The sequence below is a fragment of the Chitinophaga rupis genome, assembly GCF_900109685.1.
GTDB classification, from domain to species: domain Bacteria; phylum Bacteroidota; class Bacteroidia; order Chitinophagales; family Chitinophagaceae; genus Chitinophaga; species Chitinophaga rupis.
In genome coordinates, this window is sequence record NZ_FOBB01000001.1 from 294,250 (window position 1) to 317,928 (window position 23,679).

19 protein-coding genes are annotated in these 23,679 nt (G+C 48.9%); 5 read left to right on the forward strand and 14 right to left on the reverse strand.

Features of this window, described 5'->3' with window-relative positions; translation table 11 throughout:
- The first annotated feature begins 2 nt into the window (after positions 1 to 2).
- Both BMZ54_RS01110 and BMZ54_RS01120 read left to right on the forward strand, forming a co-directional pair.
- Positions 3 to 3,161, forward strand: a complete 3,159-nt coding sequence (locus BMZ54_RS01110; RefSeq protein WP_089906310.1) for an efflux RND transporter permease subunit — start codon at positions 3 to 5, stop codon at positions 3,159 to 3,161.
- Positions 3,162 to 3,423: 262 nt separating this feature from the next.
- Positions 3,424 to 3,636: a hypothetical protein gene (locus tag BMZ54_RS01120; RefSeq protein ID WP_089906312.1), complete on the forward strand. Its 213-nt coding sequence runs from the start codon at positions 3,424 to 3,426 to the stop codon at positions 3,634 to 3,636.
- On the opposite strand, the gene BMZ54_RS01125 is transcribed toward BMZ54_RS01120, so the two are convergent.
- The 9 genes from BMZ54_RS01125 to BMZ54_RS01165 form a co-directional block, all read right to left on the reverse strand.
- Positions 3,631 to 4,089, reverse strand: coding sequence for a response regulator (locus BMZ54_RS01125; RefSeq protein WP_089906313.1), 459 nt, complete (start codon positions 4,087 to 4,089; stop codon positions 3,631 to 3,633). The genes BMZ54_RS01120 and BMZ54_RS01125 overlap by 6 nt on opposite strands.
- Before the next feature lie 105 nt (positions 4,090 to 4,194).
- Positions 4,195 to 5,121 carry a DnaJ C-terminal domain-containing protein gene (locus BMZ54_RS01130; protein WP_089906314.1) on the reverse strand — a complete coding sequence of 309 codons (927 nt, stop codon included), beginning with the start codon at positions 5,119 to 5,121 and terminating at the stop codon, positions 4,195 to 4,197.
- Between the two features lie 121 nt (positions 5,122 to 5,242).
- Positions 5,243 to 6,316 carry an HmuY family protein gene (locus tag BMZ54_RS01135; protein WP_089906315.1) on the reverse strand — a complete coding sequence of 358 codons (1,074 nt, stop codon included), beginning with the start codon at positions 6,314 to 6,316 and terminating at the stop codon, positions 5,243 to 5,245.
- A 17-nt stretch (positions 6,317 to 6,333) separates the two neighbouring features.
- Positions 6,334 to 8,382, reverse strand: coding sequence for a TonB-dependent receptor plug domain-containing protein (locus tag BMZ54_RS01140; RefSeq protein ID WP_202909107.1), 2,049 nt, complete (start codon positions 8,380 to 8,382; stop codon positions 6,334 to 6,336).
- A gap of 27 nt (positions 8,383 to 8,409) precedes the next feature.
- Positions 8,410 to 8,724, reverse strand: a complete 315-nt coding sequence (locus BMZ54_RS01145) for a DUF6686 family protein (protein ID WP_089906317.1) — start codon at positions 8,722 to 8,724, stop codon at positions 8,410 to 8,412.
- A gap of 330 nt (positions 8,725 to 9,054) precedes the next feature.
- Positions 9,055 to 10,086, reverse strand: coding sequence for a hemin-degrading factor (locus BMZ54_RS01150; protein ID WP_089906318.1), 1,032 nt, complete (start codon positions 10,084 to 10,086; stop codon positions 9,055 to 9,057).
- 5 nt (positions 10,087 to 10,091) lie between these two features.
- The gene (locus tag BMZ54_RS01155) at positions 10,092 to 10,937 is read right to left on the reverse strand and encodes a heme ABC transporter ATP-binding protein (protein ID WP_089906319.1); all 846 of its coding nucleotides are present in this window, start codon (positions 10,935 to 10,937) and stop codon (positions 10,092 to 10,094) included.
- Positions 10,937 to 11,977: a FecCD family ABC transporter permease gene (locus tag BMZ54_RS01160; protein ID WP_089906320.1), complete on the reverse strand. Its 1,041-nt coding sequence runs from the start codon at positions 11,975 to 11,977 to the stop codon at positions 10,937 to 10,939. The genes BMZ54_RS01155 and BMZ54_RS01160 overlap by 1 nt, the downstream gene beginning before the upstream one ends.
- A 105-nt stretch (positions 11,978 to 12,082) precedes the next feature.
- Entirely contained in the window at positions 12,083 to 12,916 is an 834-nt protein-coding gene (locus BMZ54_RS01165) for a heme/hemin ABC transporter substrate-binding protein (RefSeq protein ID WP_089906321.1), read from the reverse strand.
- 465 nt (positions 12,917 to 13,381) lie between these two features.
- Here BMZ54_RS01165 and BMZ54_RS01170 point away from each other — a divergent pair, with 465 nt between their 5' ends.
- Positions 13,382 to 13,633 carry a hypothetical protein gene (locus tag BMZ54_RS01170; RefSeq protein ID WP_143080873.1) on the forward strand — a complete coding sequence of 84 codons (252 nt, stop codon included), beginning with the start codon at positions 13,382 to 13,384 and terminating at the stop codon, positions 13,631 to 13,633.
- Here BMZ54_RS01170 and BMZ54_RS01175 read toward each other — a convergent pair whose 3' ends face one another.
- Together BMZ54_RS01175 and BMZ54_RS01180 are read right to left on the reverse strand one after the other, a co-directional pair.
- Positions 13,634 to 14,503: a DUF4249 domain-containing protein gene (locus tag BMZ54_RS01175; protein ID WP_089906323.1), complete on the reverse strand. Its 870-nt coding sequence runs from the start codon at positions 14,501 to 14,503 to the stop codon at positions 13,634 to 13,636. It abuts the gene before it with no gap.
- 10 nt (positions 14,504 to 14,513) lie between these two features.
- Positions 14,514 to 17,159, reverse strand: coding sequence for a TonB-dependent receptor (locus BMZ54_RS01180; protein ID WP_089906324.1), 2,646 nt, complete (start codon positions 17,157 to 17,159; stop codon positions 14,514 to 14,516).
- A gap of 263 nt (positions 17,160 to 17,422) precedes the next feature.
- Here BMZ54_RS01180 and BMZ54_RS01185 point away from each other — a divergent pair, with 263 nt between their 5' ends.
- On the forward strand, positions 17,423 to 18,451 hold the full coding sequence (locus BMZ54_RS01185) for a quinone-dependent dihydroorotate dehydrogenase (protein WP_089906325.1): 1,029 nt from the start codon (positions 17,423 to 17,425) through the stop codon (positions 18,449 to 18,451).
- A gap of 26 nt (positions 18,452 to 18,477) precedes the next feature.
- A complete protein-coding gene (locus BMZ54_RS01190) occupies positions 18,478 to 19,251 on the forward strand; it encodes a TerC family protein (RefSeq protein WP_089906326.1) in 774 nt (257 codons plus the stop codon).
- Between the two features lie 162 nt (positions 19,252 to 19,413).
- Here the strand turns inward: BMZ54_RS01190 and BMZ54_RS01195 are convergent, their stop codons facing one another.
- From BMZ54_RS01195 to dnaB, 3 genes are all read right to left on the reverse strand, one after another.
- Positions 19,414 to 20,127, reverse strand: coding sequence for an RsmE family RNA methyltransferase (locus BMZ54_RS01195; protein ID WP_089906327.1), 714 nt, complete (start codon positions 20,125 to 20,127; stop codon positions 19,414 to 19,416).
- Between the two features lie 15 nt (positions 20,128 to 20,142).
- Complete coding sequence (locus BMZ54_RS01200) at positions 20,143 to 21,504, reverse strand: MATE family efflux transporter (RefSeq protein WP_089906328.1); 1,362 nt, start codon at positions 21,502 to 21,504, stop codon at positions 20,143 to 20,145.
- Between the two features lie 89 nt (positions 21,505 to 21,593).
- A complete protein-coding gene (gene dnaB / locus BMZ54_RS01205; RefSeq protein WP_089906329.1) occupies positions 21,594 to 23,171 on the reverse strand; it encodes a replicative DNA helicase in 1,578 nt (525 codons plus the stop codon).
- Positions 23,172 to 23,679: the final 508 nt, after the last annotated feature.

Sequence of the window (23,679 nt, forward strand, 5' to 3'; positions counted from 1 at the left end):
AGATGATTCGTAGCTTATTAATATTCTCGCTTAAAAACCGCTGGGCTGTTATACTCATGGGCGCTGCCCTGATGGGCATTGGCTACTGGTGTTTTACCATGCTTAAAATAGAAGCCTACCCGGATATTGCAGATACCAACGTGATCATAGTAGCGCAATATCCCGGCCGGGCAGCAGAAGAAGTGGAGCAGCAGGTAACCATTCCTATTGAAAGGGCTTTGCAGAACACACCCAATGTGCTGGACCGCAGAAGCCGCACCATATTTGGTTTGAGCGTAGTGCAGCTAACCTTTAAAGATGGTACAGATGACTATTTTGCACGGCAGCAGGTAAATGAGCGTATAGCCACCGCCGAATTGCCGGACGGCGTAAGCCCGGAGCTGGCGCCGCTGACCACCGCCGTAGGGGAAATACTACGGTACGTGGTAGAAGCCCCACCCTCCTATACACCCACTGATATCCGCGACCTGCAGGACTGGGTTATTAAACCTTACCTGCTGCAGGTACCCGGCATTGCGGATATTACCACCTTTGGCGGGCCGCTAAAGGAATACCATATTCTTACTTCGCCCGACAAGCTGCGGAAGTACGGCCTTTCCATGGAAGATGTAATAGACGCCGTACAAAAGAACAACCGGAACACCGGCGGTAACATTATTGCCCGTGGCGAGCAGGGATTTGCCGTGCGCAGCCTGGGCGCCGTAAAAACAGAAACGGATATTGAGAACATTGTGCTCACGGAAAGCAATGGCATGGCGGTGTTCCTGCGCGATGTAGGCACCGTGGAAATTGCGCCGCCCCCACCCAGTGGCGTAATGGGGTATACTATTAAAAGCGCCGGTGTAAGCTCCAATAATGGCGTAGAAGGCATTATACTCCTGCGCCGCTACGAAAATCCCAGTGAGGTATTAAAAATATTAAAAGAACGCATTGCCGACCTGGAAACAGATGAGCTGCCCAAAGGCGTTAAGCTGCGTACCTTATATGATCGTAGCTTTTTGATCGATCACTCCCTGGAAACTGTAGGCCATACGCTGCTGGAAGGCGTATCCATCGTGATCATTATCCTGGTATTTTTCCTGGGCAGCCTGCGCAGCGCATTGGTAGTAGCGCTCACCATCCCCTTTTCATTGCTGTTTGCGTTTATATTAATGCGGCTCACCGGCATACCGGCCAACCTGCTTTCCCTGGGCGCTATTGACTTTGGGATTATTGTAGATGGCGCCTGTGTAATGGCGGAGCACCTGATACGAACGTACCGCACGGCGCCCATGGAAGAAAAACGAAAAGGCATCATCGCCCTCACCTTATTCTCTGCACAGGAAGTAGGGCGGGAGATCTTCTTCTCCGTTACCATCATCATACTGGCCTACATGCCCATTTTGTTGATGACGCGCGTGGAAGGCAAGCTGTTCTCACCCATGGCGCTTACGCTGGCCTTTGCAGTAATTGGCTCCATGCTGGCAGCGCTTACACTGATACCGGTATTAATATCCTTTGCATACAAGAAAGCATTCAGCGGGCAGGGTAAACCACTGAAAGAGCATAAAAATGTGGTGCTTACCTTTCTGGCAAATGGCTATGGTAAAGCATTGCGCACAGTATTAAAACGCCCCAAAACATCCGTGATAGGCGGTTTTGCAATAGTAGTGATGCTGATACTGGCAGGCGGCAGCCTGGGTTCTGAGTTTCTGCCGGAGCTGGATGAAGGCTCCATTTTTTTACGCGGCAACTTCCCCTCCGGCATCACCATCCAGGAAAATGCCCGGTATGCGCCTAAGATCAGGGAGATCATTGCCAAATATCCCCAGATAGATTTTGTGATCACGCAAACCGGCCGTAATGATGATGGTACCGATCCCTTCCCTGCTAACCGTAATGAGATCCTGGTGGGCTTAAAGGAATATAAATTATGGAGCGATACTATTTCCAAAAAAACACTGGTGACCAGCATACGCCACGACCTGGAACGGGCCATGCCCGCAGTGCACTTCTCCTCCGGCCAGCCTATCATTGACCAGGTAATGGAAATTGTAACCGGCAGCGCCGCAGACCTGGCCATTTCCATTGTAGGCGACGACCTGACTATGATGCGCGGCAAAGCAGATACCATTGCCAATATTGTGCAGCACATGGCCGGCTCAGAATCCGTGAACATTGAGCAGGAAGGCCCGCAGGAGCAGATAGCGATTAACATTAACCGGGAAAATGCCGCGCGTTTTGGCATTAACGTGGCAGATATTCAGAACATTATTGAAGCGGCTATTGGCGGCAAAGCCATCAGCACCCTGTATGATGGCACCAAACGTTACGATATTGTGATCCGTTATTTAGCAGAGAACCGCAACAACATTGAAGCGGTGAAAAACCTGCAGGTAACAGCTGCTACAGGTGCACTGGTACCTATGAACCAGCTGGCCAGCATAGACTACGTGCAGGGGCAAACGAACATTTACCGGTACAACAACAAACGTATGATCACTGTGCGTACCAACATACGCGGGCGCGACCAGGGCGGTTTTGTAAAGGAGGTGAGCAGCAAAATAAATGCGCAGCTGCACATACCAAAAGGCTACGCCATTATTTACGGCGGGCAGTATGAGAACCTGCAAAGGGCCAGCAAACAGCTCTCATTCACCATTCCGTTAACCATTGTAATGGTATTCCTGGTGCTGTTTATGCTGTTCCGCAATATGCCGCATACAGCGGTTACCATCAGCTGCATCTTCTTTGCCATGGCCGGCGGTATTATGGCATTGTTCATACGCGGGTATCATTTTAATGTGTCGGCAGGCGTAGGTTTTGTAAGCATTTTTGGTATTTCGGTAATGGCAGGTGTGCTATTGGTATCAGCTATCACCCGCTTAAAGCTCACCGGCGATCATGACCTGAAGGAAAGCGTGTACCTGGCCTCCAGGGAGCAGTTAAGCGCGCTCCTGTCCATCCTGGTAGTAGCTATTGCAGGCTTAATACCGGCTGCTACTTCTTCGGGTATTGGCTCGGATGTGCAACGCCCCCTTGCCACTGTGATCATAGGCGGCTTAACCAGCACCTTGCTGTTTGCACCATTAATTATACCGCCGTTATACTGGTGGGTGGAAAAAGGCCGCAGCGAGAAGAAAAAGCCGGCTGATACTACGGAAGATGATCCGGCAGCATAAAATGTTATAACATCTTTTTTATTGGCTAAAAGGGCACTGAAACCGCTTTGTAAAAACAGCGGTCCATGCATAAAAAATCGCTGTTTTTCAATGTTGCAACAATGTTCTTCGTGCCTTTTAGCCAGCTCTTTTTACATGGTAAAAAAATAATTATTTCCGGGATAGTTCAAACCCTGCCGGGTTTGATTATTTCTATCACCAAAGATGATATCTTTGCTCCTTCGTATAGGGTATGTAGATACCCGTCACTTTAAATTCATCAATGAAAAAAATTGCCCTTACCCTGTTTGTAACCGGCGCATTACTCGCACTCCTTACCTATGCCGCAAATGCGGCAGATCTTCTTGGTATTAAGGCATTCTTCGAAATCGGATTGCTTGCGTTAGGACTGATGATCGTATCATCGGGTTATTTCCTGGTATCTTTTCTTCTTGAGTGGGCGAGGGAAACAGATTTCTTCAAACAGGTTCTATAAAGGCAGCTGCACCGTATTAAACCAGTAAGCATGTAACATAGCAGCAAATTGCACCAGGTCGGAGAAATTGGCCGGCTTGATCATATAGCTGTTCACGCCCAGCTCATAACAATGTACAATATCCTTGGCTGCTGTAGAAGTGGTGAGGATAACCATAGGCAGGGCTTTCAGCTGCTGATGACTTTTTATTTCACGAAGTGCCTCCCTGCCGTCTTTCTTAGGCATGTTCAGGTCCAGCAGTATCAGGCTGGGAAAGGGATAAACCCCTTCGTCTTTATACTTCCCCTGCCGGTGCAGGTAGTGTACTAACTCTTCTCCATTTTCCACAAAATAGATGGCAGTATCTGCCTCATTCTCCTCAAAAGCTACTTTTATTAACTCCCTGTCATCGGCATCATCGTCCGCCACCAATATGCATTTCTTATTGGTATGGCCATTACCGTTAATGATCATTCAAAATTGGGTTTAAAGCTAAATTTACAACAATTGTTGTTTGTTCAGTACGCTTTTGCTGCTGTCTGTCAAAAAATCTGTTGAACTATGTTTTACCCTGGTGGGCTATTTCTTTTGCAGGTTAGCCAGTTGTGTAAACAGGGCCTTTTCCTGTTCGCTCAAATGCTGGGGAATGTGAACCATGGCCGTCAGGTATAGGTCTCCCGGCTGGGAGGCATTATTGAAGGATGGCATGCCCATGCCTTTCAGGCGAAAGATCCGCCCACTGTCGGTGCCTGCCGGAATATTCATATTCAGCGGTCCGCCCAGGCCCTGAACGGTAATCTTACCGCCCAATACAGCCGTATAAAGGTCTACCGGTGCATCGGCATATACATCCTGGCCTTTCAGCTCAAACTGCGGATGCGGCGCTAAATGTATGGTAATGAGCAGGTCGCCGCTTTCTGCGCCGTTGCGGCCCGGTACTCCCTTGCCTTTCAGGCGTATCACCTGCCCTTCGTACAGGCCGGGTTTCAGCTTTATATTTAACCTTGATCCGTTTACGTTAACCTGCTTAGGGCCGCCTGCATAGGCATCCTCCAGGGATACTTCCATGTTAGCTGCAATATCCTGGCCCCGTGTGGCCCTTTGCTGCCGCTTGCCACCGCCGCCGCCAAAAGACCGGCCGAACAGCTGCTCAAAGAAGTCGGAAAAACCGCCTTCCCCGCCAAACATATCTTCCGCATTACCCTGATAGCTATAGGTTTGGCCGCCACTGCCCCATTGGCCCCAGTCATAATCCTGGGCGCGGCCGCCGTGCTGCTCGTAATTTTTCCAGTTCTCACCCAGCTGGTCGTACTTTTTCCGTTTTTCAGGATCGCCCAGCACCTCATATGCTTCGTTTATTTCCTTGAACTTTTCCTCTGCCGCTTTGTCACCAGGATTTTTATCGGGGTGATATTTGACAGCCAGCTTGCGGTAAGCCTTTTTCAGCTCCGCCTCTGTTGCTCCCTTCTCTACGCCCAGTGTTTTATAATAATCCTTGAATTCCATAATGCACTAAAGATATCAATAAATATACCACCGCCCATACTGCTGTCACTTTTACCGGTGACCGGCAGGCATAAAAAAGGGGCCGGCTAACGCCAACCCCTGCCCTTGTGCTTTTCACACTTTACTTTATCAATTTATACGCAATTTCAGGATATCCGCGCTGGCCGCCATCCTGCCCTATTCCGGCACTGATGAACTTCAGCTTATAATAGTTGCCGCCGGCATCTTTTACCACGTAAAAGCGGTCGGTTTTTATGCCTACCGTGGCACCGGAAGTTACCCGCCATTTACTGCCAATAGCATCGCGGGTGGCGCTGTATACCAGTTTTGTATTGGAAAGGTCTGCGGCTGCAAAGGTATCATAGTTAAACCCATCGGCCGTGGTGGCTTCTGCGGCCTGCACGCCGGCCAGGCTATTACTGTATACAAAATCAGAGAACAGGTAAGGTAAGAATACGCCGCCACCGCCGGTCAGGTACACGCCGTATGACCATTGAATGTCCCACTCCGCCTTTTTAGGCTCCACCGTTACAACCTTATTGGTGGTGAAGGAATAAAAGGTAAAATTAAAGTTGCCGTCCTTGCTGATATCAGCGGTTTGAATGGCTGCTTCCCCCAGCTTGGCGTATTGCAGCTTATAACCGTTACCGTTACGGCTGATCTTTATTTTATACCAGGTTTTGGGATCTGCGGCATTGGCGGTTTCCGGTTTTACCAGGTATACCTTGTTTTCCGCGTCCGTAGCGGATACCGCTGCTATAGCTGTTTTGGACAGGTCGCCATATACATCGTCCACCATATCCAGGGTGCCTGCTCCCTGCCCCAGGGCCAGGCTAATGCCAACGGTATCCGTAAGGCTAACCTGTGTAAGATCTGTTTTGGCCAGGGCTTTTACAGACAGGGAAGAGGTATAGTTAAGGATCACACGGTAATCGGCGCCGCTATAAAATCCAAGATCCCAGCTTATGCGGGCCACAGAAGTTTGTTTGGCTGCGCTCAGGTCTACAAACACCGCGTTGGGTGCGCCGGTGCCGCCACCGCCATCCAGCTTCATTTCAGAACCGCCGGAAGGCGGTATAACGGGTATGGTATCATCATCATTGCTGCAGGCATTAAGCGCTGCTATTAAGGTAAGGCATACAAAAACCTGCCGCATACGCTGCCCACCGGCCTGTAAATGTTTTGTTGTGTACATGTGCAATTTATTAGTTGTTAATTCTTAATTTTTGCCCAGCGGAAATTCAACCCCAGGAAGTAAGAGCGGCCATACCACATTAACACCGGGCCGCCGGTGCTATGCGCCTGCCCAATATCTGCGGAGGTACTTTTGAGCCGGTCTACATTCAGCACATTTTTTACCCCTGCATTCAGTGTCAGGTACTTGTTAATGCGTTTGGATGCGGTAACATCCGCATAATGAAAAGCGGCTGTTTTTGCCAGGTGTACTACTTCCGCATTATTTACAGCTACCAGCTCATAGGTAGGCCGTACCCCGCTGAATTTGTAGAATATATTTACGGTAGCGCCTATACGCTTAATGTGATAAATGATATTTGCATTCACTTCCGGCGTCCACGTAAAAGTGGGCGAGCTGCCGGTTTTAGTATACGCCGTATCATCTGCAAAGCGGTTGTAGCGGCCTATGTACAGGAAGCCCAGGGTGGCCTGCAGATTTTTCCATTGCAGGGAATGTTCCAGCATGCCCCCGGTAGTTTTAAACTTATTGATGTTAATGTAGGTGCTGATGCTGGGGTCCACCGCATCATAACCAACATCTATGAGGTTATTGAAATCATTATAAAAACCGCTCAGGGCAATGGTATAATGCAGCGGATCTTTACTAAGGGCCTGCCAACTAAGCGAGCCGTTCACGCTGTGCGAATATTCCGCCTTCAGGCTGGAATTTCCTTTAATGGAATGGCTGGCATCAAAGAAGTAAAAGTATAATTCGCGTAATGCGGGCGCCCGGAAACCGCGCGCGTATGACAGGCGCAGGTCCAGGTCTTTTCTTAATGCAAACCTGGTGTTAATGGAAGGGATCACCGGCGGCGCATCATACACAGCATTTTTACTGAAACGCAGCCCCGGCCTGATGTTAAGCCAGGTGGCTGGTTTCACTTCTGCAGATGCAAAAAAGGCATAATCACTGATCACCGGCGAGCCTTCGATACGCTGGCCGCTGCTGGCATCCCTTTTATATTCCACACCCGGCTGCAATGATATCCCCTCTGATATTTTGTACTGTACGGTACTTCTGAAAAAAAAGGTGCTGAACTTTGATACGTCCTGCGCACCGGCATCGCCCGACAGCGTAGCGGTATTGGTACGAAAATCTTTAATGGTGGTTTCTGTTTTACGCTGATAGTCCTGGTAAGAGAGCGCGCCGTTCACACTCAGGCGCTCACCGGGTTTCCAGGCGGCCTGCACCTGGTGGGTATAGCGGTTGGTATAAAAAAACTGATCCGTGGCTTTGTAGTTGCCGGTATTAATATCGCCCTGGTTTTTAATATTCTCATGCAGGTGATCCAGCCGGTACCATACTTCCCAGGTACGGTTGCCGTAACCTAACATGCCACTGGCAAAAGACTGGTCTTTGGGATGCCATTCTTTTTTACGGCCGGTATAATCGCCCTGCCAGCCGCCAAAATTATTACGGGTATAACCGCCGTTGGCAAACCAGCTGCCATGGCCCCATTGCAGGCCAATATTTTTGTTATGCAGCCCTTTGCCATGAAAGGGCTTGTATTCTGTACCCACGGTTTCTTCCTGCACCCGGGCTGTAACCGTCAGGTTATCCGTACGTTTTTTTGTGATGATGTTGATAACACCTGCCAGCGCATCTGTACCATATACTACAGACATAGGTCCTTCTACAATCTCAATACGTTCAATCGAGTTAACATCTACCTGGCTTAAGCTTTGTTTGGTGCTGCCACGGTCTACCAGCGGCACGCCATCCAGCAATACCTTTACATTCTGGCCCGGCATGCCCATGAGCTCTACATCCGTTTCGCCCAGCGTGGCATCGTTTGACAGGCGGATGCCCAGCTCATTGCTTAGCACACCTATTACATCTGTAGCGCCCCGGAGCTGAATACGTTCGCTGTTAATAATGCGCACCCGGTACACGGATTGTTTAACAGACTGCGCCTGATATTGCCCGGTTACTACCACATCCTTTAACTGAACAGTGGTATCCTGTGCAAAACTGTTTATACGGCATAGGAGGCAGCAAAAGAACAGCGCCATTAATTGTTTCATCAGGTATTTGATTTATGGTTGGTATGCTTATATCAGCGCATACACCTGCTGCATTAGCAAAGCCTCTTCCACCGCTGCCCGCAGGGTTTCCCATTCTGCTTTGGTAAAGGTGAAGCTGATATCCTGGCAGGGAGTGTGAATGATCACCCGTTCCTCATCATCCGGAAAGGGCAGCGAGTGATCGCAAAATTCCCGGTGACCCAGCGTTTCGCTGAACTGTACAAAGTCGTTCGGGGTAAAATGCAGCAGCACATTACCATGCCACAGAAAAACGGTTTTACAATGCACACAATGTCCTATACGCATCTGGCCTTTGCGGGACAGTATCCTGGTTTCGCACATACATTACTTGTTTAACAAACTGCTGTTATTGGCCTGTCATACCCGCCATACACATGCAGGTACCTGGCCGGCATAGCGGGCAGACAGATGGGTTTCATAGATTCGTAAAAAACTATTATGCTGAAAAAAGATGTTGTTATATACGCCGGCGGAGAACGGCAATACAAAAGTAAGCAGCAGTAAGTAGTAGTAATGATCGGATCAGGAAAAGTATTTACGCTAAAAGGAAAAGGAATGCAAAATTTAAAATTTCGATGTAAAATCATAAATGTAAAAGTGCGGAACCGAAGCACCGGACTTTTACATTCTACATTTGAAATTTTTACATTTTTAAAGGCTTTGCACCAGCTCCCGCCACTGCGACAGCTCCGGCTGGCCGGGCTTGCGCTTGCCAAAGAATTGTACGATCATTTCATTGTTTGCATCAAATACTTCTATAGAAGTAACCGTACCGTCTACAGATGGTTTTTCTACTACCCAGCACTGGGCAATATCATCTGTTTTCAGGTGCAGGTAAAAGTCAGGGTCCATTACATTGATCCATCCTGGTATTTCCACGATCTTATGTACCGGCCCGGTATGAATTTCAATGTTGCCAGGGTTGCTCACAAATACCATAATTTCCAGGCCGCTGGCTGCAGCCTGCTCCAGCAGCGATTTTACACAGGTAGCAGCTACCTTACGGGTAAAGCGGCCTTCTGCTATTTCCAGCGCATGCAGGCGGCCGGCTTTGTATTTATTAAGCAGCGGGAAAAAGTCGTGCGTATCCAGCAACGCAGCCCACTCATCCAAAAATGCTTTGGCATCTATAGTTTGTGCATAGGTAGGCGCTGCCGCGGCAGGCGTAATGGTAATATCAGTAGGTTGCTCCGGCGCGGTAAAGTCCTGCACCAGCTGATCCCAGGCTGCCAGATTAGTATCGGCCACCGTATATATTTTGATCACGGCATTACCCTGCCCGTCAAATACCTGTAAGGAGTTTTTGAAGCCCAGCGCTTCATCATCCTTTACGGCAAAACTATATACCCATTTTGAAAAGAACATACGCAGGTCTATATCCTTACCTACAACTACGCCTACATGGCGGCTTTCTGTACGCACATCTTCAAACACGCCTTTTCTTTCTATTACGCAGCTTTCATTGCGGGTAAGCACCATTACTTTTCCTACGCCCGGCATACGTTGCAGCAAAGCGGGATAATCATTCCGTAAATGCAGCACTGTGCCGCCAGTGCAGGCTGCTACCAGCTGGCCTTCGCTTACCTGCAGGGCGCGGGCAGCATCCCGGATCCTGGTTTTGGGATTTTGCTGGCGGTATGCCTGCCATTGAGCTTGCAGGCTATTGGTAATTGTATTGTTCATGGTTATTAATAAGCGTTTGTTGCCTGTAGGGCAGATGATGAAAATAAAGTGGCGGCTGTATTGGTAACCACCAGGGGATAAGCGCACAATGAATGATGCAGCACCGATACATCCACCCCAAAACAATGTTTGATATGCGGGGGCGATAATACCGTATCTACCGGCCCCTGTGCATATACATGGCCATTCTTCAGAAGAAAAATGTGCTGCGCATAAGCGGCTGCCAGCTGAAAATCGTGCAGTACGGCTATTACCAGCACCCCTTGCCGGCTTAATTGTACGGCCAGCTGTAATGCCAGCTGTTGATGGAGTATATCCATGCCCGTTACCGGCTCATCCAGCAGCAGCATTTTTTTTCCGGTGTAGTCCATCGCATGCAGGTCCGGCGCTTCCAGCAGCTGCGCCAATACCCGCGCCATTTGCACGCGTTGCTGCTGCCCGCCGGAAAGCGTGGGATAGCTACGGTCTTTCAGGTCGTATACCTGTAATAATTTTAAGGCATAGGTTATGATCTCTTTATCGTATAACCTTTCTGCTGCGCGGTAAGCATAACGGCCCATGGCCGCTACTTCTGCCACAGTAAAGGGCATTTGCAGGTTCAGCTGCTGGGAAAGCACCGCACGTTGCCGCGCCTGCGCATCCACCGGCATGTGATGCAGCTCCTGCCCATTGAGCAGAATGCTGCCGTGGTAATGTTTATACTCCCCCGCAATGGTGCGCAGCAGGGTAGATTTGCCGGCGCCGTTAGCACCCATCAGCACACACAGCTCGCCCGGCTGCGCCTGCAGCTGCATTTGCGCCAGCACCGGCACATTGCCAAACGACAATGAAACATCTTTTACAACCAACATTATACAGCAATTAAACGTTTCTCTTTTAAGATCAGCCAAATGAAAACCGGTGCGCCGGTAATGGCCGTAATAATACCCACCGGCAATTCAGCCGGGGCAATAATAGTACGGCATAGCAGGTCGGCCACGGTGAGTAAAATAGCGCCGGCCAAAGCTGCGCTGGGTATAAGAATGTGGTGATCCGGCCCTGTGAACTGGCGGATGATATGTGGCACCACCAGCCCAATAAAACCAATAATACCTGCTACAGCTACGCCCGCCGCTACCGCCATGGTGGCGTAAATAATGAGTTGTGTTTTCAGCCTGTTCACCTGCACACCGCTATGCATAGCCTCCTGCTCGCCCAATGCAAATACATTGAGCGCAGACGCCATACGTGGCAGCATCAATACCGGTATCAGCACAAATGGCAGTACCGCCAGCACCGTTTGCCAGGTGGCGCCACCCAGGCTGCCCAGTGTCCAGAAGGTAATATTGCGCAGCTGCTCATTATCCGCCACATAGGTCATTAACCCGGTAAAAGCGCTGCACAGGGCATTAATGGCAATACCGCTCAGCAGCATTACGGATACAATGGGGCGGCCACCGTGCACGGACATACGAAATACGATCAGCACCGTAAGCATAGCTCCCAAAAAGGTAATAATGTTCTGCGCATAGGTTTGAAAAATGCTGCCGCTTACCATAAAGGGTAAAAACACATGCAGCACTATCAGCATAGCTGCTGTTAACGAAGCACCGGCGCTAATACCTATCAATCCAGGATCAGCCAGCGGATTACGGAATAATCCCTGCAGGGCCGCTCCTGAAACGCCTAAACCGGCGCCTATTATTACCGCCAGCACTACCCGCGGCAGGCGGATCATCCACAACACCGCAGGCATTTGCTCCGTATAGGTTACCGGCAGCTGTATGCCAATACCCTTTAGTAAAATACCTATTACCTGCCATGGCGACATATGCATAGCGCCGGTACCAATTGCAATGATCATTACTAATACCAGGGCGGTGGTTAGTATGGAAAGGCTGATACGTTTCATAATTTTTTGGGAGCAGAAAGCTGAAAGCATAAAGCAAAAAGCTATTGGCATTTATTAAGGGCATTGTGCCTTCAGCTTTATGCTTTGCGCTTTATGCTTTCTGCTTTACGCTTTAAGCTTTTCAGACAATACTTTAACCGCCTCCAACACACGCGGCCCAAAACCAGACAGGAACTGGCCATCCATAGCAATGATCTTTTGCTGTTTACCGGCAGTGGTTTGCTGAACACCCGGCACTTTCAATAAACCGGTTACCCCGCCTACGCTTTCCAGGCCGCTGTCAAATAATAAGATCACGTCTGGATTGGCAGCTACCAGCGCTTCGGTCGTAAGCGGTTTAAAATCTTTGAAACCACTGGCGGCATTTTTTGCACCAGCCAGCGTTATAATTTTATCCAGCGGCGTTTCCTGGCCGGCTACCATCATAGTACCGGCGCCACGTGCATAAATGAATAATACTTTTTTTGCTTGCGGGATCACCTTCAGCGCCCGTTGCTGCTGATCCAGTTGTTTGCAAAGGGTGGCGCCTTTTTCTGTGGCCTGCAGGGCAGCCGCTATTTCGCGGATCAGTTTTTTGGTTCCCTCCACAGAATATTCCTGTTGCAGCACTACGGTTTTTACACCGGTAGCATTGAACTGTCCGATCACTGCCGGCGCCAGGAAATTGGAAGTAGCCAGGATCAGGTCCGGTTGCAGGGCCAGTACAGGCTCAGCAGAAATGTTGCGGTTATGCCCTACTTTAGGCAGCTTTTGTACGGAGGCAGGGTACGTGCTGGTCACATCCACCCCTACCAGTGATTTTTCAAAACCCAGGGCGCACACTACTTCTGTAACGGTACCATTCAGGGATACAATGCGGCGCTGCGCCTGTGTGCTGGCAGCAATAAAAAGAGAACCCAATAATAATATGAGCAGGGGCCGTAGCCTGATTAGTTGCATGATAAATAGTTTGAGCTGTTAACAGAGTGTATTTTAAAAAAAATGGTTGACCCTACCCGGGGTTTGGGCCAACCACCACCTACCGGGAACACTTTACTCCGCCATGTTCCGGCAAGTTTCTTCAGGGGCAAACTAATCCCTCTACCGTACAAATCTTAAGTACGGCGGGTACGTTTCTTAAACAGCAGATTCATGTGAATATCAGGGCCTGCCTGCGTGTAAGCGGAATTTACACGGGGAGCAGCAGACGGCTACATTCATGCGGCGGAGTAAAGGAGTAGGACAAAGCTACGTCATGAAAATGTAAAACGTTAATCAAATCGGGAATTTAAACCGGGCTCATTTACGCAAAAGGAAAAACTGCCAGGCCCACTTTTGAACCAAACCGGCTGGAAATTGTTCTATTCTTTACGGCCCTGCGCTGATTACAACACATATCCATTAATTAAACCACACATCACTATTATGGACTGGGATGAAATTCTAAATCCGCTATCGCCTTTATACCAGGATGCCATGTATGAGCAGCAGCAGCTGGTAAGCATGCAGGATGGCCTGATAGAAGCCACCAAAAAAATGATAGAAACGGTGTACCCACAACTATACCACCTGGAATCAGAGGGTTATAAGGAACTGGAATCTGTAATTATTACGGAATGCGTAAAATTTTCGTGTAAGATCAACGAGGTCATTAACCGGTATCATATCAATGATTGATCACTCTTTCACCTTACAGTAAATGCGTTTTGCATACATGCCAGCGACTATGCCATACCCATTAGTAACGTTAGAGTAAACTTTTACCGGCTGCGCCAGGAAGTTGCCTTCCTCCTGGTTATCCTGCTGATCATCCAAACTTTTAAGGTAACGGTACCCCTGATCTGTTAAGCCAACTACTTCTGCTATTATATATTTGTAGGTAACAGGCAGGGAGGTTTGCAGCACAAAAACAATGCTTCTGCCGGAGATCCGCTCATCTTTTACCACCAGGTCCTCGTAATAGGCATCGTTGACAATGTCGGCGAAATTATTATTGAAGGAAGGATCCAGGCGGTACTGAATGCGGCTTAGCGGGCGGATGGCTCCGTCGGTGCTGTCTGCCGCATAAATATGAATGCGGTAATAATTGATAATATTCCCCGGATCTTTCAGTGTGAAGTTCACCTGGCTGGCTGTTTTTTGCGCAAAAAGATCACTCACTTCCGGCCGGGCAGGAATGCTATCTGTAGCGCTTACAGCCGTTAAGCCCGTAGCGGCCGCCGTAACCGTATATATTTTTCCCGGTCTGATCACACTATCAGATACAAAATATCCGCGCCCGTTTATTACCTGCCGGTGTACGGCAGAAAAGGGCTGACCGTTTTCCAGTATGGTCACCTGCGCATTAGCCAGCTCTGTAAATTCCGGATCATTGCTGGATACCACCGGCTCGCTTTTGGTTACGCGGATGTAAGCCACACTATCCACCAGCATAAAGGTGTTCAGTACAATTTTGTCGCCATCATAAGGCAGGTTCAGCCGGGCCTTTTTGTCGCAGGCAGCAAGCAGCATTATTAACCCTATAGCATATACGATAATAAAACGCATAAACAACTTTTTAAAATTTAACTGAATAGGAAATACTGGGCAGTATGGGCAAAATGGTTTTTTGCGCCAGGTACCGCTCTTTTGCCACCGGGTCCGATTTCACATAGTAATAAAATGGGTTCTTCTGGTTATAGGCATTATACAGGCTCAGGTTCCAGCTCTTGGTCCACAATCTTTTCTTTTTAGTGTAGGTAACGCTAAGATCCAGGCGGTGTATATTACTGGTGCGGAATTGGTTGCGCTCGCCCAGCTCATCTGCCCGTGGTGGTACAGGCTGCTGTGGATCGTAGGGCGAGGGTTCCTGTATACCCTCATAGCTGGCAACCGGCAGCGTTAAAGGTTTGCCGGTTGAGAACTGCCAGCCGGCAGATATTTCCCAGGTCTTATTGAATTGGTGTATAACCGTTAGCTCCAGATTATGCCGCGCATCATATTTATACGGGTACCGTTTACCTTCATTCACTTCTGCAAACTGCCGGTCAGACCATGCCAGTGTGTACCCCAGCCAGCCTTTGGTGCGGCCCTGCTTTTTTTCCAGCAGCACTTCCGTACCATAGCTGCGGCCCTTGCCAATGATCACCTGGTCATCCCACTTTTTACCGGCAGAGCTGAATGCTGAAGCATACTCCGTATATTCGATCACGTTATTCATGGTCTTGTAATAACCTTCCAGTGAAAACTCATACTGGTGATCTTCCGTAGTTTTGGCTACGCCTATCGTGAACTGCTTTGATAACATGGGCTTTACCTTAGGTGTGGAAGGCACCCAAAGGTCTGTGGGCAGGTTGGTACCGTTATTGGTAAGCAGGTGAATAGGCTGGTACATGTGCGTGTATGCCGTCTTTAAAGCCCAGCCTTTAGGCAGCAGATAACGCAGGCCCAGCCTGGGTTGTACGGAACGGTAAAAACGTTTCTCCACCAGGAAACCGGCCGCATGCAGGCCCGCATTCAAATGCAGATCAGGGGTTAGCTGCCAGTCATCTTCCCCATACAATACCATATCCACGCCCACGGTGTTAAAGTTATTATAGGAGGTATCCGGCAGGGAGGGCGTAGCAGAATTATCTTCAAAGAAAAAAGTACCTGGCTTAAAAATATGCGTGGTAGAGGCCACCCCGAATTTAATAGCATGGCCGGGCCGGGGGCGGTAGTCAAAATCTATTTTGCCCACCGCATTCTGGATCCGGGAAGTATAACGGCCATACAGCTCCGAATGTTCATCAATCGTATAAGACCGGAAATTGTAATGATAATGCGTAAGGAAAAAGTATTGCGAATAATTGAATGTTACATTGGAAAATAAACGCTGGTTAAATACATGGTTCCAGCGCAGCGTGCCGGTAAGGTTACCCCAGCCCAGCTTAAAGGAACTTTTTTCCTGGTAACGCCGCTGGTCCGGTGCATCGGTAGTTTCGTAGTCGTGATCCTGGGCTATGACCAGCGCATCTTCCCCGCCATAAGCGCTCAGGTAAAGACGGTCTTTCGGAGAAAAAATGTGGTTGATGCGTGCATTGGCATCATAGAAAAAAGCAAAGAAATCGCCTTTGTCACCTAAGTCCATAACGTTCTTGACAGCATCATCCATTAACAGGTCAATATAAGAGCGGCGGCCGGATAGCACAAATGAGGTTTTATTCTTCCACAGCGGCCCTTCTATCATAAACTTTGCGGCAATGGTGCTGATGGAAACCTCGCCATGATAATTTTTCATATCCCCATCCTTCATGGAAACATCTATGATTGAAGATAACCTTCCACCATAACGGGCCGGAAAAGCGCCTTTATACAGGTCAGCATTCTTGATGATGTCCGGGTTAAACACGGAGAAGATGCCGAACACATGTTCCGAATTAAATACCGGGGTACCATCCAGCAATATCAGGTTCTGATCCGGGCTGCCGCCCCGCACACTCATTCCGCCGCTACCGTCTGCTCCGCCCGTTACACCAGGCAGGCTTTGCAGGGTACGCATCACATCGGCTTCGCCCAGCAGCCGGGGCACGGCCTCTATTTCAGTAACAGGAATATTTACCTTGCTCATCTGGGTTTGCTCCTGTAAATGCGCCTTCATATTTTCTGTAACCACTATTTCCTGTAAGCTGTTGGTGGGCTGCAGCGCCATGGCAATTTGCCGGTTACCGGTAGCCGGCAGCTTATAACGTTGCGGGGTATAACCTATATAGGAGGCATAAAGGCTGCTGGTATCTTTTTTCAGGGTAATACTATAAAAGCCGTATTGGTTGGTAACCGTACCAGCCCGCTGTGCAGGACAGTAAACCGTGGCGCCGATCAGCTTTTCACCGTTGCGTGCATCCTCCACATACCCGCTAATAGTACGCAGGGGCTTGTTTTTCATGGTTAGCACCACCTGGTTGCCTATGCGGGAGCTGGCAATATCATAAGGCTCAAATAATAGCTCCAGCACTTTTTTAAGCGGCTTGTTGCGCACTTCCAGCGTTATGCGGTGCGAAAGGTCTACTACATCACGGCTATACGAAAAATGGATACCATATTTTTTTTCCAGCAGCTGGCAGGCCACCAGCAGGGGTTGGTCTTTCAGGCTAAGCGTTACTTTGGTATGCCAGTCCCAGGCCAGCACCTGCAGCGGAAAACAGCACAACAGCATCCCAAGCAGCAGCTTTGCGGTTAATGACATAGATACACTGATCGTTTGATGGTTAAACAGTTATGTGACATACTACAGAATGGCACAGTACAGCGGGGTATAAAACCGGCCGGCCTTCTCCTATGAGACGTACCGGCACAGGCATTCCCCTATTCCGGGCTCAAAAATAGAATATTAATAGCGGAAGTGCAGGTATACAATAAGTTAAATCGGCACATGAGCAGTTTATACCGGCCAACATCTCCCTGACATGCCCACAAATTCACTCATTAGTTTTTATCTTTGCACCACACATGTATCAACTTATTAAGCAACTGCTGTTCAAATTTCCCCCGGAAAGCATTCACCATAGCGTAATGCGGGGCATTAAGCTGCTTCATGGCCTGCCGCTGGGCAAAACCATTCTGAATGCCAGCTTTAATACCAAAACCACCGGCCTGGAAAAAGAGCTGTGGGGACTTACCTTCCGCAACCCGGTAGGCCTGGCCGCCGGTTTTGATAAAGATGCCCGCTATACCGACGAACTAGCCAGCCTGGGATTTGGATTTGTGGAAATAGGTACGGTAACGCCCCTGCCCCAGCCGGGTAATGACCAGCCCCGCCTTTTTCGCCTGCCGGCAGATCAGGCACTTATAAACCGAATGGGCTTTAATAATGAAGGCGCCGTTGCAGCCGCCAAGCGCCTGCTAAAACGCCGCTCCAATATTATTATAGGAGGGAATATTGGTAAGAATAAGGTAACCCCTAACGAGGAAGCAGTGAGCGATTATGAAAAATGCTTTCATGCCCTGTTTGATGTGGTGGATTATTTTGTGGTAAATGTAAGCTCGCCTAATACGCCCAACCTGCGCGCCCTGCAGGAAAAAGAGCCGCTGAAGCAGCTGCTGCACCACCTGCAGTTGTTAAACCAGCAAAAAAGCAAACCCAAACCAATTTTATTAAAAATAGCGCCGGACCTGACCACCGAACAGCTGGATGATATTATTGAAATTGTGAAGGAAACCAGGCTGGCCGGCATTGTAGCTACCAATACCACCATTAGCCGGGAAGGCCTGCAAACACCCGCCGCCGAAGTAGCAGCCATAGGAGCGGGCGGTTTAAGCGGCCTGCCGGTAAAAGATAAATCCACTGCGGTGATCCGCTATATTCACGAACGCGCGGGTGAACAAATACCCATTATTGCAGCCGGCGGCATTTTTACGGCTGCCGATGCCAGAGAAAAGCTGGATGCCGGCGCTTCCCTGGTGCAGGTATATACCGGGTTCATTTATGAAGGCCCTGCCATTGTTAAAAATATTTGTAAAGGATTATTAAAAGGCTGATCCTCCATTCATCAACTCATACCATCATGGAACAATTGTTCACTACAGAATCCCTCATCAGCTTACTGACCCTGGTGCTGATGGAAGTTGTACTGGGTATCGACAATGTTATTTTCGTATCTATTGTTATGAACCGCCTGCCGGAGCAGAAACGCCTGCAGGCCCGCCGCATCTGGATGTTTACCGGTATAGGCGTACGCGTTATACTGCTGCTGTGTATCGGTTACATTGTACGTGCGGTGAACCCGCTGTTCCACATAGGCAGCCATGGGTTTAGCCTGCGCGACCTGATCATGCTGGGCGGTGGCTTATTCCTGCTGATTAAAACCACCCGCGAAATTCACCACAAGCTGGAAGGGGAGGAAGAAACGCTGACTATAAAAGGAGGCGGAAAACAGGTATCCCTGCTGAATGTGGTAGGGCAGATCATTGTAATTGATACCGTGTTTTCTTTTGATAGTATTATTACCGCAGTGGGCCTGGCCAAACAGGTACCCATTATGATCATTGCGGTGATCATAGCCATGATCATTATGTTCCTGTTTGCACCCCGCATCAGCGACTTTATACATAAACATCCTACCCTGAAAATGCTGGCCCTCTCCTTCCTGGTAATGGTAGGCGCCATCCTGATCATAGAAGGCTGGGACGCGGAAAGGGCGCACGACCTGCACTTAAAGAACTACGTATATTTTGCCATGGCTTTCTCCTTTGGCGTAGAAATGCTGAACATGGTGATGCGCAAGAAAACAACGAAGCCTGTGGAGCTGCGGGAGCCAACGGTGAAGGAGAAGGAATAATGGGCAGATGTACAAATGAGAAGGAATGTGCCGATGTGCTAATGTGCTGGTATTTGTTGAGGATTGCATTTCGCTAAATTCACCAGTATCTTAAAGCACTTATGTTGCATAAAGGTGCCTGGCATTTGTTAAGGGCCACATGTAATCATATTTACCGGCACATTAAAAAGCATTGATTGAATTCATCAGCACACACGCCACTACCCCGGCGGTTTCCGTACGTAAGCGCGTATTGCCTAAGGATACCGGCTGAAAGCCCTCTCCCAGTGCCTGCTCTATTTCCGCTGGTGTAAAATCGCCTTCCGGTCCTATTAATAATAAGGTATCCTGCCCGGGTTGCATAGCCTGCTGTAAATGCATTTTTTGCTCCGGTAAGCAATGCGCTATAAAACGCTGTGTAGCTGCAGGCTGCTTTACCAGGGTCTCAAATGCAACCGGGGCAGCCAGCCCGGGTAAATAATATTGCTGGGATTGTAGCATGGCAGCTACCAGTATGCTCTCTAAACGTTCTGTTTTAAACTTTTCTTTTTCCGTACGATGGGTAAGCAGGGGAATAATACCCTGTATCCCTATTTCTGTGGCTTTTTCCAGGAACCACTCCATACGGCTGGTATTTTTGGTAAAGGCAATGGCTATACGTAAGATGGGCGCGGGCGCCGGCAGGGTTTCACATTGCAGGATCTGCACCGTGCATTTTTTCCTATTGTCGTCTGTGATCGTGGCCGTAAATTTTTGCCCCTGCCCGTTGGCCAGCAGCACCTGCTGGCCCCTTTCCTTTCGCAGTACCTGCACACAGTATTTAGAGGTAGGCTCGTCCATGGTGTAAGCAGTAGCAGCAGGGTCCAGGCCTTTGGCGTAGAAAACAGGTAATTCCATGCTAAAAATTAAGGATTAATTTGAAATAACAGTCTCCGGTAAAACAATATGCTTACGCGTTTTAACCTGGAAGCGGATGAACAATAACACAGAAGCCGTGAGCAGTCCCAGTAACAGTCCCCACCAAATGCCCTGTATACCAAAGTTCAGATGAATGCCCAGTAAATAACCAATGGGCAAACCCAATCCCCAGTAAGCCAGCAGGGTAATAACGGTAGGCACCTTCACATCGCCCATACCTCTTAAGATCCCCAGCCCTACTACCTGTGTACCATCAAACAGCTGGAAAAAAGCAGCAATAATCAGCAGGTGGCTGGCAATCAGAATTACTTCCGGCTCTTTAATATACATCAGTGGCAGCAAATGGTTACCCAGCATAAATACCAGGGCCGCAGTGCCCATCAGCACCAGCACCATATGGTAGCTGGCAATGGCCGACAGGCGCAGCTCCCGGAACTGCCGGGCGCCAAAGAAGTTACCGCTTTTAATACCTGCTGCGGCCGATACGCCGCTGGCCATCATGTAGGTCATGGTAGCCAGGCTAATAGCTATCTGGTGGGCAGCCTGCTCACGTGCGCCTATCCAGCCCACCATTACTACGGCGCCGCTAAAAGCGCTTACTTCAAACAGGTATTGCAGCGCCACCGGTGCGCCAATACCCAGGATCTTTTGTATAGTGGCCCGCGATACATCCCTGAAATGGAACTCCTGCAAATATGGCTTGAACCGTGGCGCGCTGAGCACATACCAGCCCATGGCAGTTGCCATCAGCACACGGTCTGTTAAGGTAGCAATGCCCACACCTATTACGCCCATACGCGGTAAGCCAAACAACCCGAACACCAGCGTAATGCCCAGCAGGATATTGATCACATTCCCGATAATGCTGATGTTCATGGCCTGCCGGGTAAAGCCCAGCCCCTCTGCAAATTGTTTAAATGATTGGTAGATCATTAAGGGGAAAAAGGAAAATCCCAGGAACTGCAAAAAGGGCTTAGCCTGTGTGGCTACCGCCGCCGGCTGGTCCAGCAGCGGTATGTAATAGCTGCCGGTAACAATTACCGCGCATAACAATAACCCTACGGTTATATTGATCAATAAGCTCTGGCTTAACAAACAGCCGCAATAGGACCGGTTTCCCCGCCCGTTCTCCTGCGCTATCAGCGGCGTTAACCCGTAGGATATGCCAAGACCAGTTACCATAAAAATGGTGAAAATACTGTTGCCCAGGGAAACGGCCGCCAGCGGCACTTCGCCGGTATGGCCTATAATAATGCTGTCAGATAAGCCTACCAGGGTATGCCCCAGTTGTGAAATAACCACGGGATAGGCTAAACGGAAATTATCCTTATAAAACGGCTTGTATTTTAAAAACATGGAACTAGAATAGTATGATGCTAATACAAAAAGAAAAAGAGAGAAGTGCCCCTCTCCCTTTTCTTTGAATTTCTTTACAGTACCGGAATTTAGAAAGGAGCGTCTTCCAACCCATCATCTCCAAAATCCATATCGTTCATTTTAGAGCCTTTCTGAATAAACATCTTGGCTTCATCATTGCTGCCGCCGCCGCTCTGGCGCATGCCTGCATACGGGTTGCCGCCACCGGGACCGCCGCCGCCTTCCAGGCTGCCATCGTCCTCAAAACGCTGGAACTCCAGCACCGCGCGCAGCTTAATGGTATCCAGCTGGCCGTTACGGTGTTTGGCTATACGCACGTGCGTTTCACCTTTATTGGATTCGCCCATTTCATTGGCGGTAATTTCGTAGTATTCAGGACGGTACAGGAACATTACCATGTCCGCATCCTGTTCAATGGCGCCGGATTCACGCAGGTCACTCAGCTGCGGCATCTTGTTGCCATCCTTACGTTTTTCCACATCACGGCTTAACTGCGACAGTGCTATCACCGGTACATGCAGCTCTTTTGCCAGGCCTTTCAGATCGCGGGAAATTTTACTGATCTCCTGCTCACGGTTGGTGTTACGGCCTTCACCGCCACCGCTCATCAGCTGCAGGTAGTCAATGATGATCACCCCTACGCCGTGGTTATGCACCAGCCTGCGGCATTTAGCGCGTAGCTCAAAAATGTTCAGCGCCGGCGTATCATCAATAAAGATGGGCGCCTTGGCCAAACGTTCAATACCGTGTGTCATCAGCTTCTTCATCTCATACTCTTCCAGCTTACCACGGGAAATTTTTTCCAGCTTGATCTCTGATTCCGCGGACAGGATACGTTGTACGATCTGCCCGGAGGACATTTCCAGTGAGAACACCGCAGCGCCTTTGGCAAAACGTGGGTGCAAAGCCGCATTCCTGGCCAGGTTCAGCGCAAACGCTGTTTTACCTACTGATGGACGGGCTGCTATGATGATAAGATCCGTTGGCTGCCATCCATAGGTAACCTTGTCCAGCGATGGGAAGCCGGAAGGTACCCCGGTAATATCGTCGCCTTTATTACGCAGGTCCTCAATACGCTTCATAGTATTCACCAGTACGCGGTCTATGGAATCGTAGTTCTTACGCAGGTGATTATTGGTAATTTCAAACAGTTTGGATTCCGCTCCATCCAGCAGGTCAAACACATCGGCCGTATCTTCATACGCTTCACTCAGTATTTCGCCGGATATACGTATGAGCTCCCGCTGAATAAATTTCTGCAGGATGATACGTGCGTGCGCTTCAATATTGGCAGAGGAAACAACGGTGTTGGTAAGCCGGGTAACATAAAAAGGCCCACCCACCATTTCCAGTTCTGCGGAAGACTTCAGTTCTTCCACCACGGTAAGGATATCCACCGGCATGGATTTAGCGGCTAACCGCTGCATAGACAGGAAAATGCGCTGATGCGCCTCCACATAAAAACATTCCGGTTTCAGGATCTCTATCACGGTATCAAAAGCACCCTTTTCCAGCATAATGGCCCCCAGTACGGCCTCCTCCATATCTTTTGACTGTGGTGGTATTTTCCCGTATACCATGCTGGATACATCAATGGACGGCTTCCTACGTACATCTTTACGGTCTTTCTTGAGATTAAGATCCATTTATGTTAAAAGAATTAAGAAAAATGAATGAAAAATAGATTACTGTACTACTGTTATGGCCTGTTTCCCCAATGGGTCCTACAAATTTTTTAGCATCCCGGTATTCAGTTCTTCTTTAACAAATTGTAAACTTTTTTGAGCTGTAAAAACTAAGGTAAAGGCATTTTTTCATTAAAGCCGTACCATAACCGGATAATATTTATAAAACCTCACGCACACAATATTCACACGCAAAATGTCAGTTATCCACTGACTGAGCTCCTGTTATCCACCAATTGGCACAAAAATACCCTGCAAATCTCCGATTATTCACACACTTTGTGTAAAAAGATTTTCCACATAATCCTTGGATCGTAATTCACATGTTCGTGGGAGAAAACCCGGACGCGTTCGCCGGTCACGATCCATTTTAGCACCCGCCTTTCATGGCCAAGCGCCTGTTTTTGCCTTTATAAACTACATAACAGGCTGTGGACCATAGACCGTGGACTGTGGACTTTTTAATTAT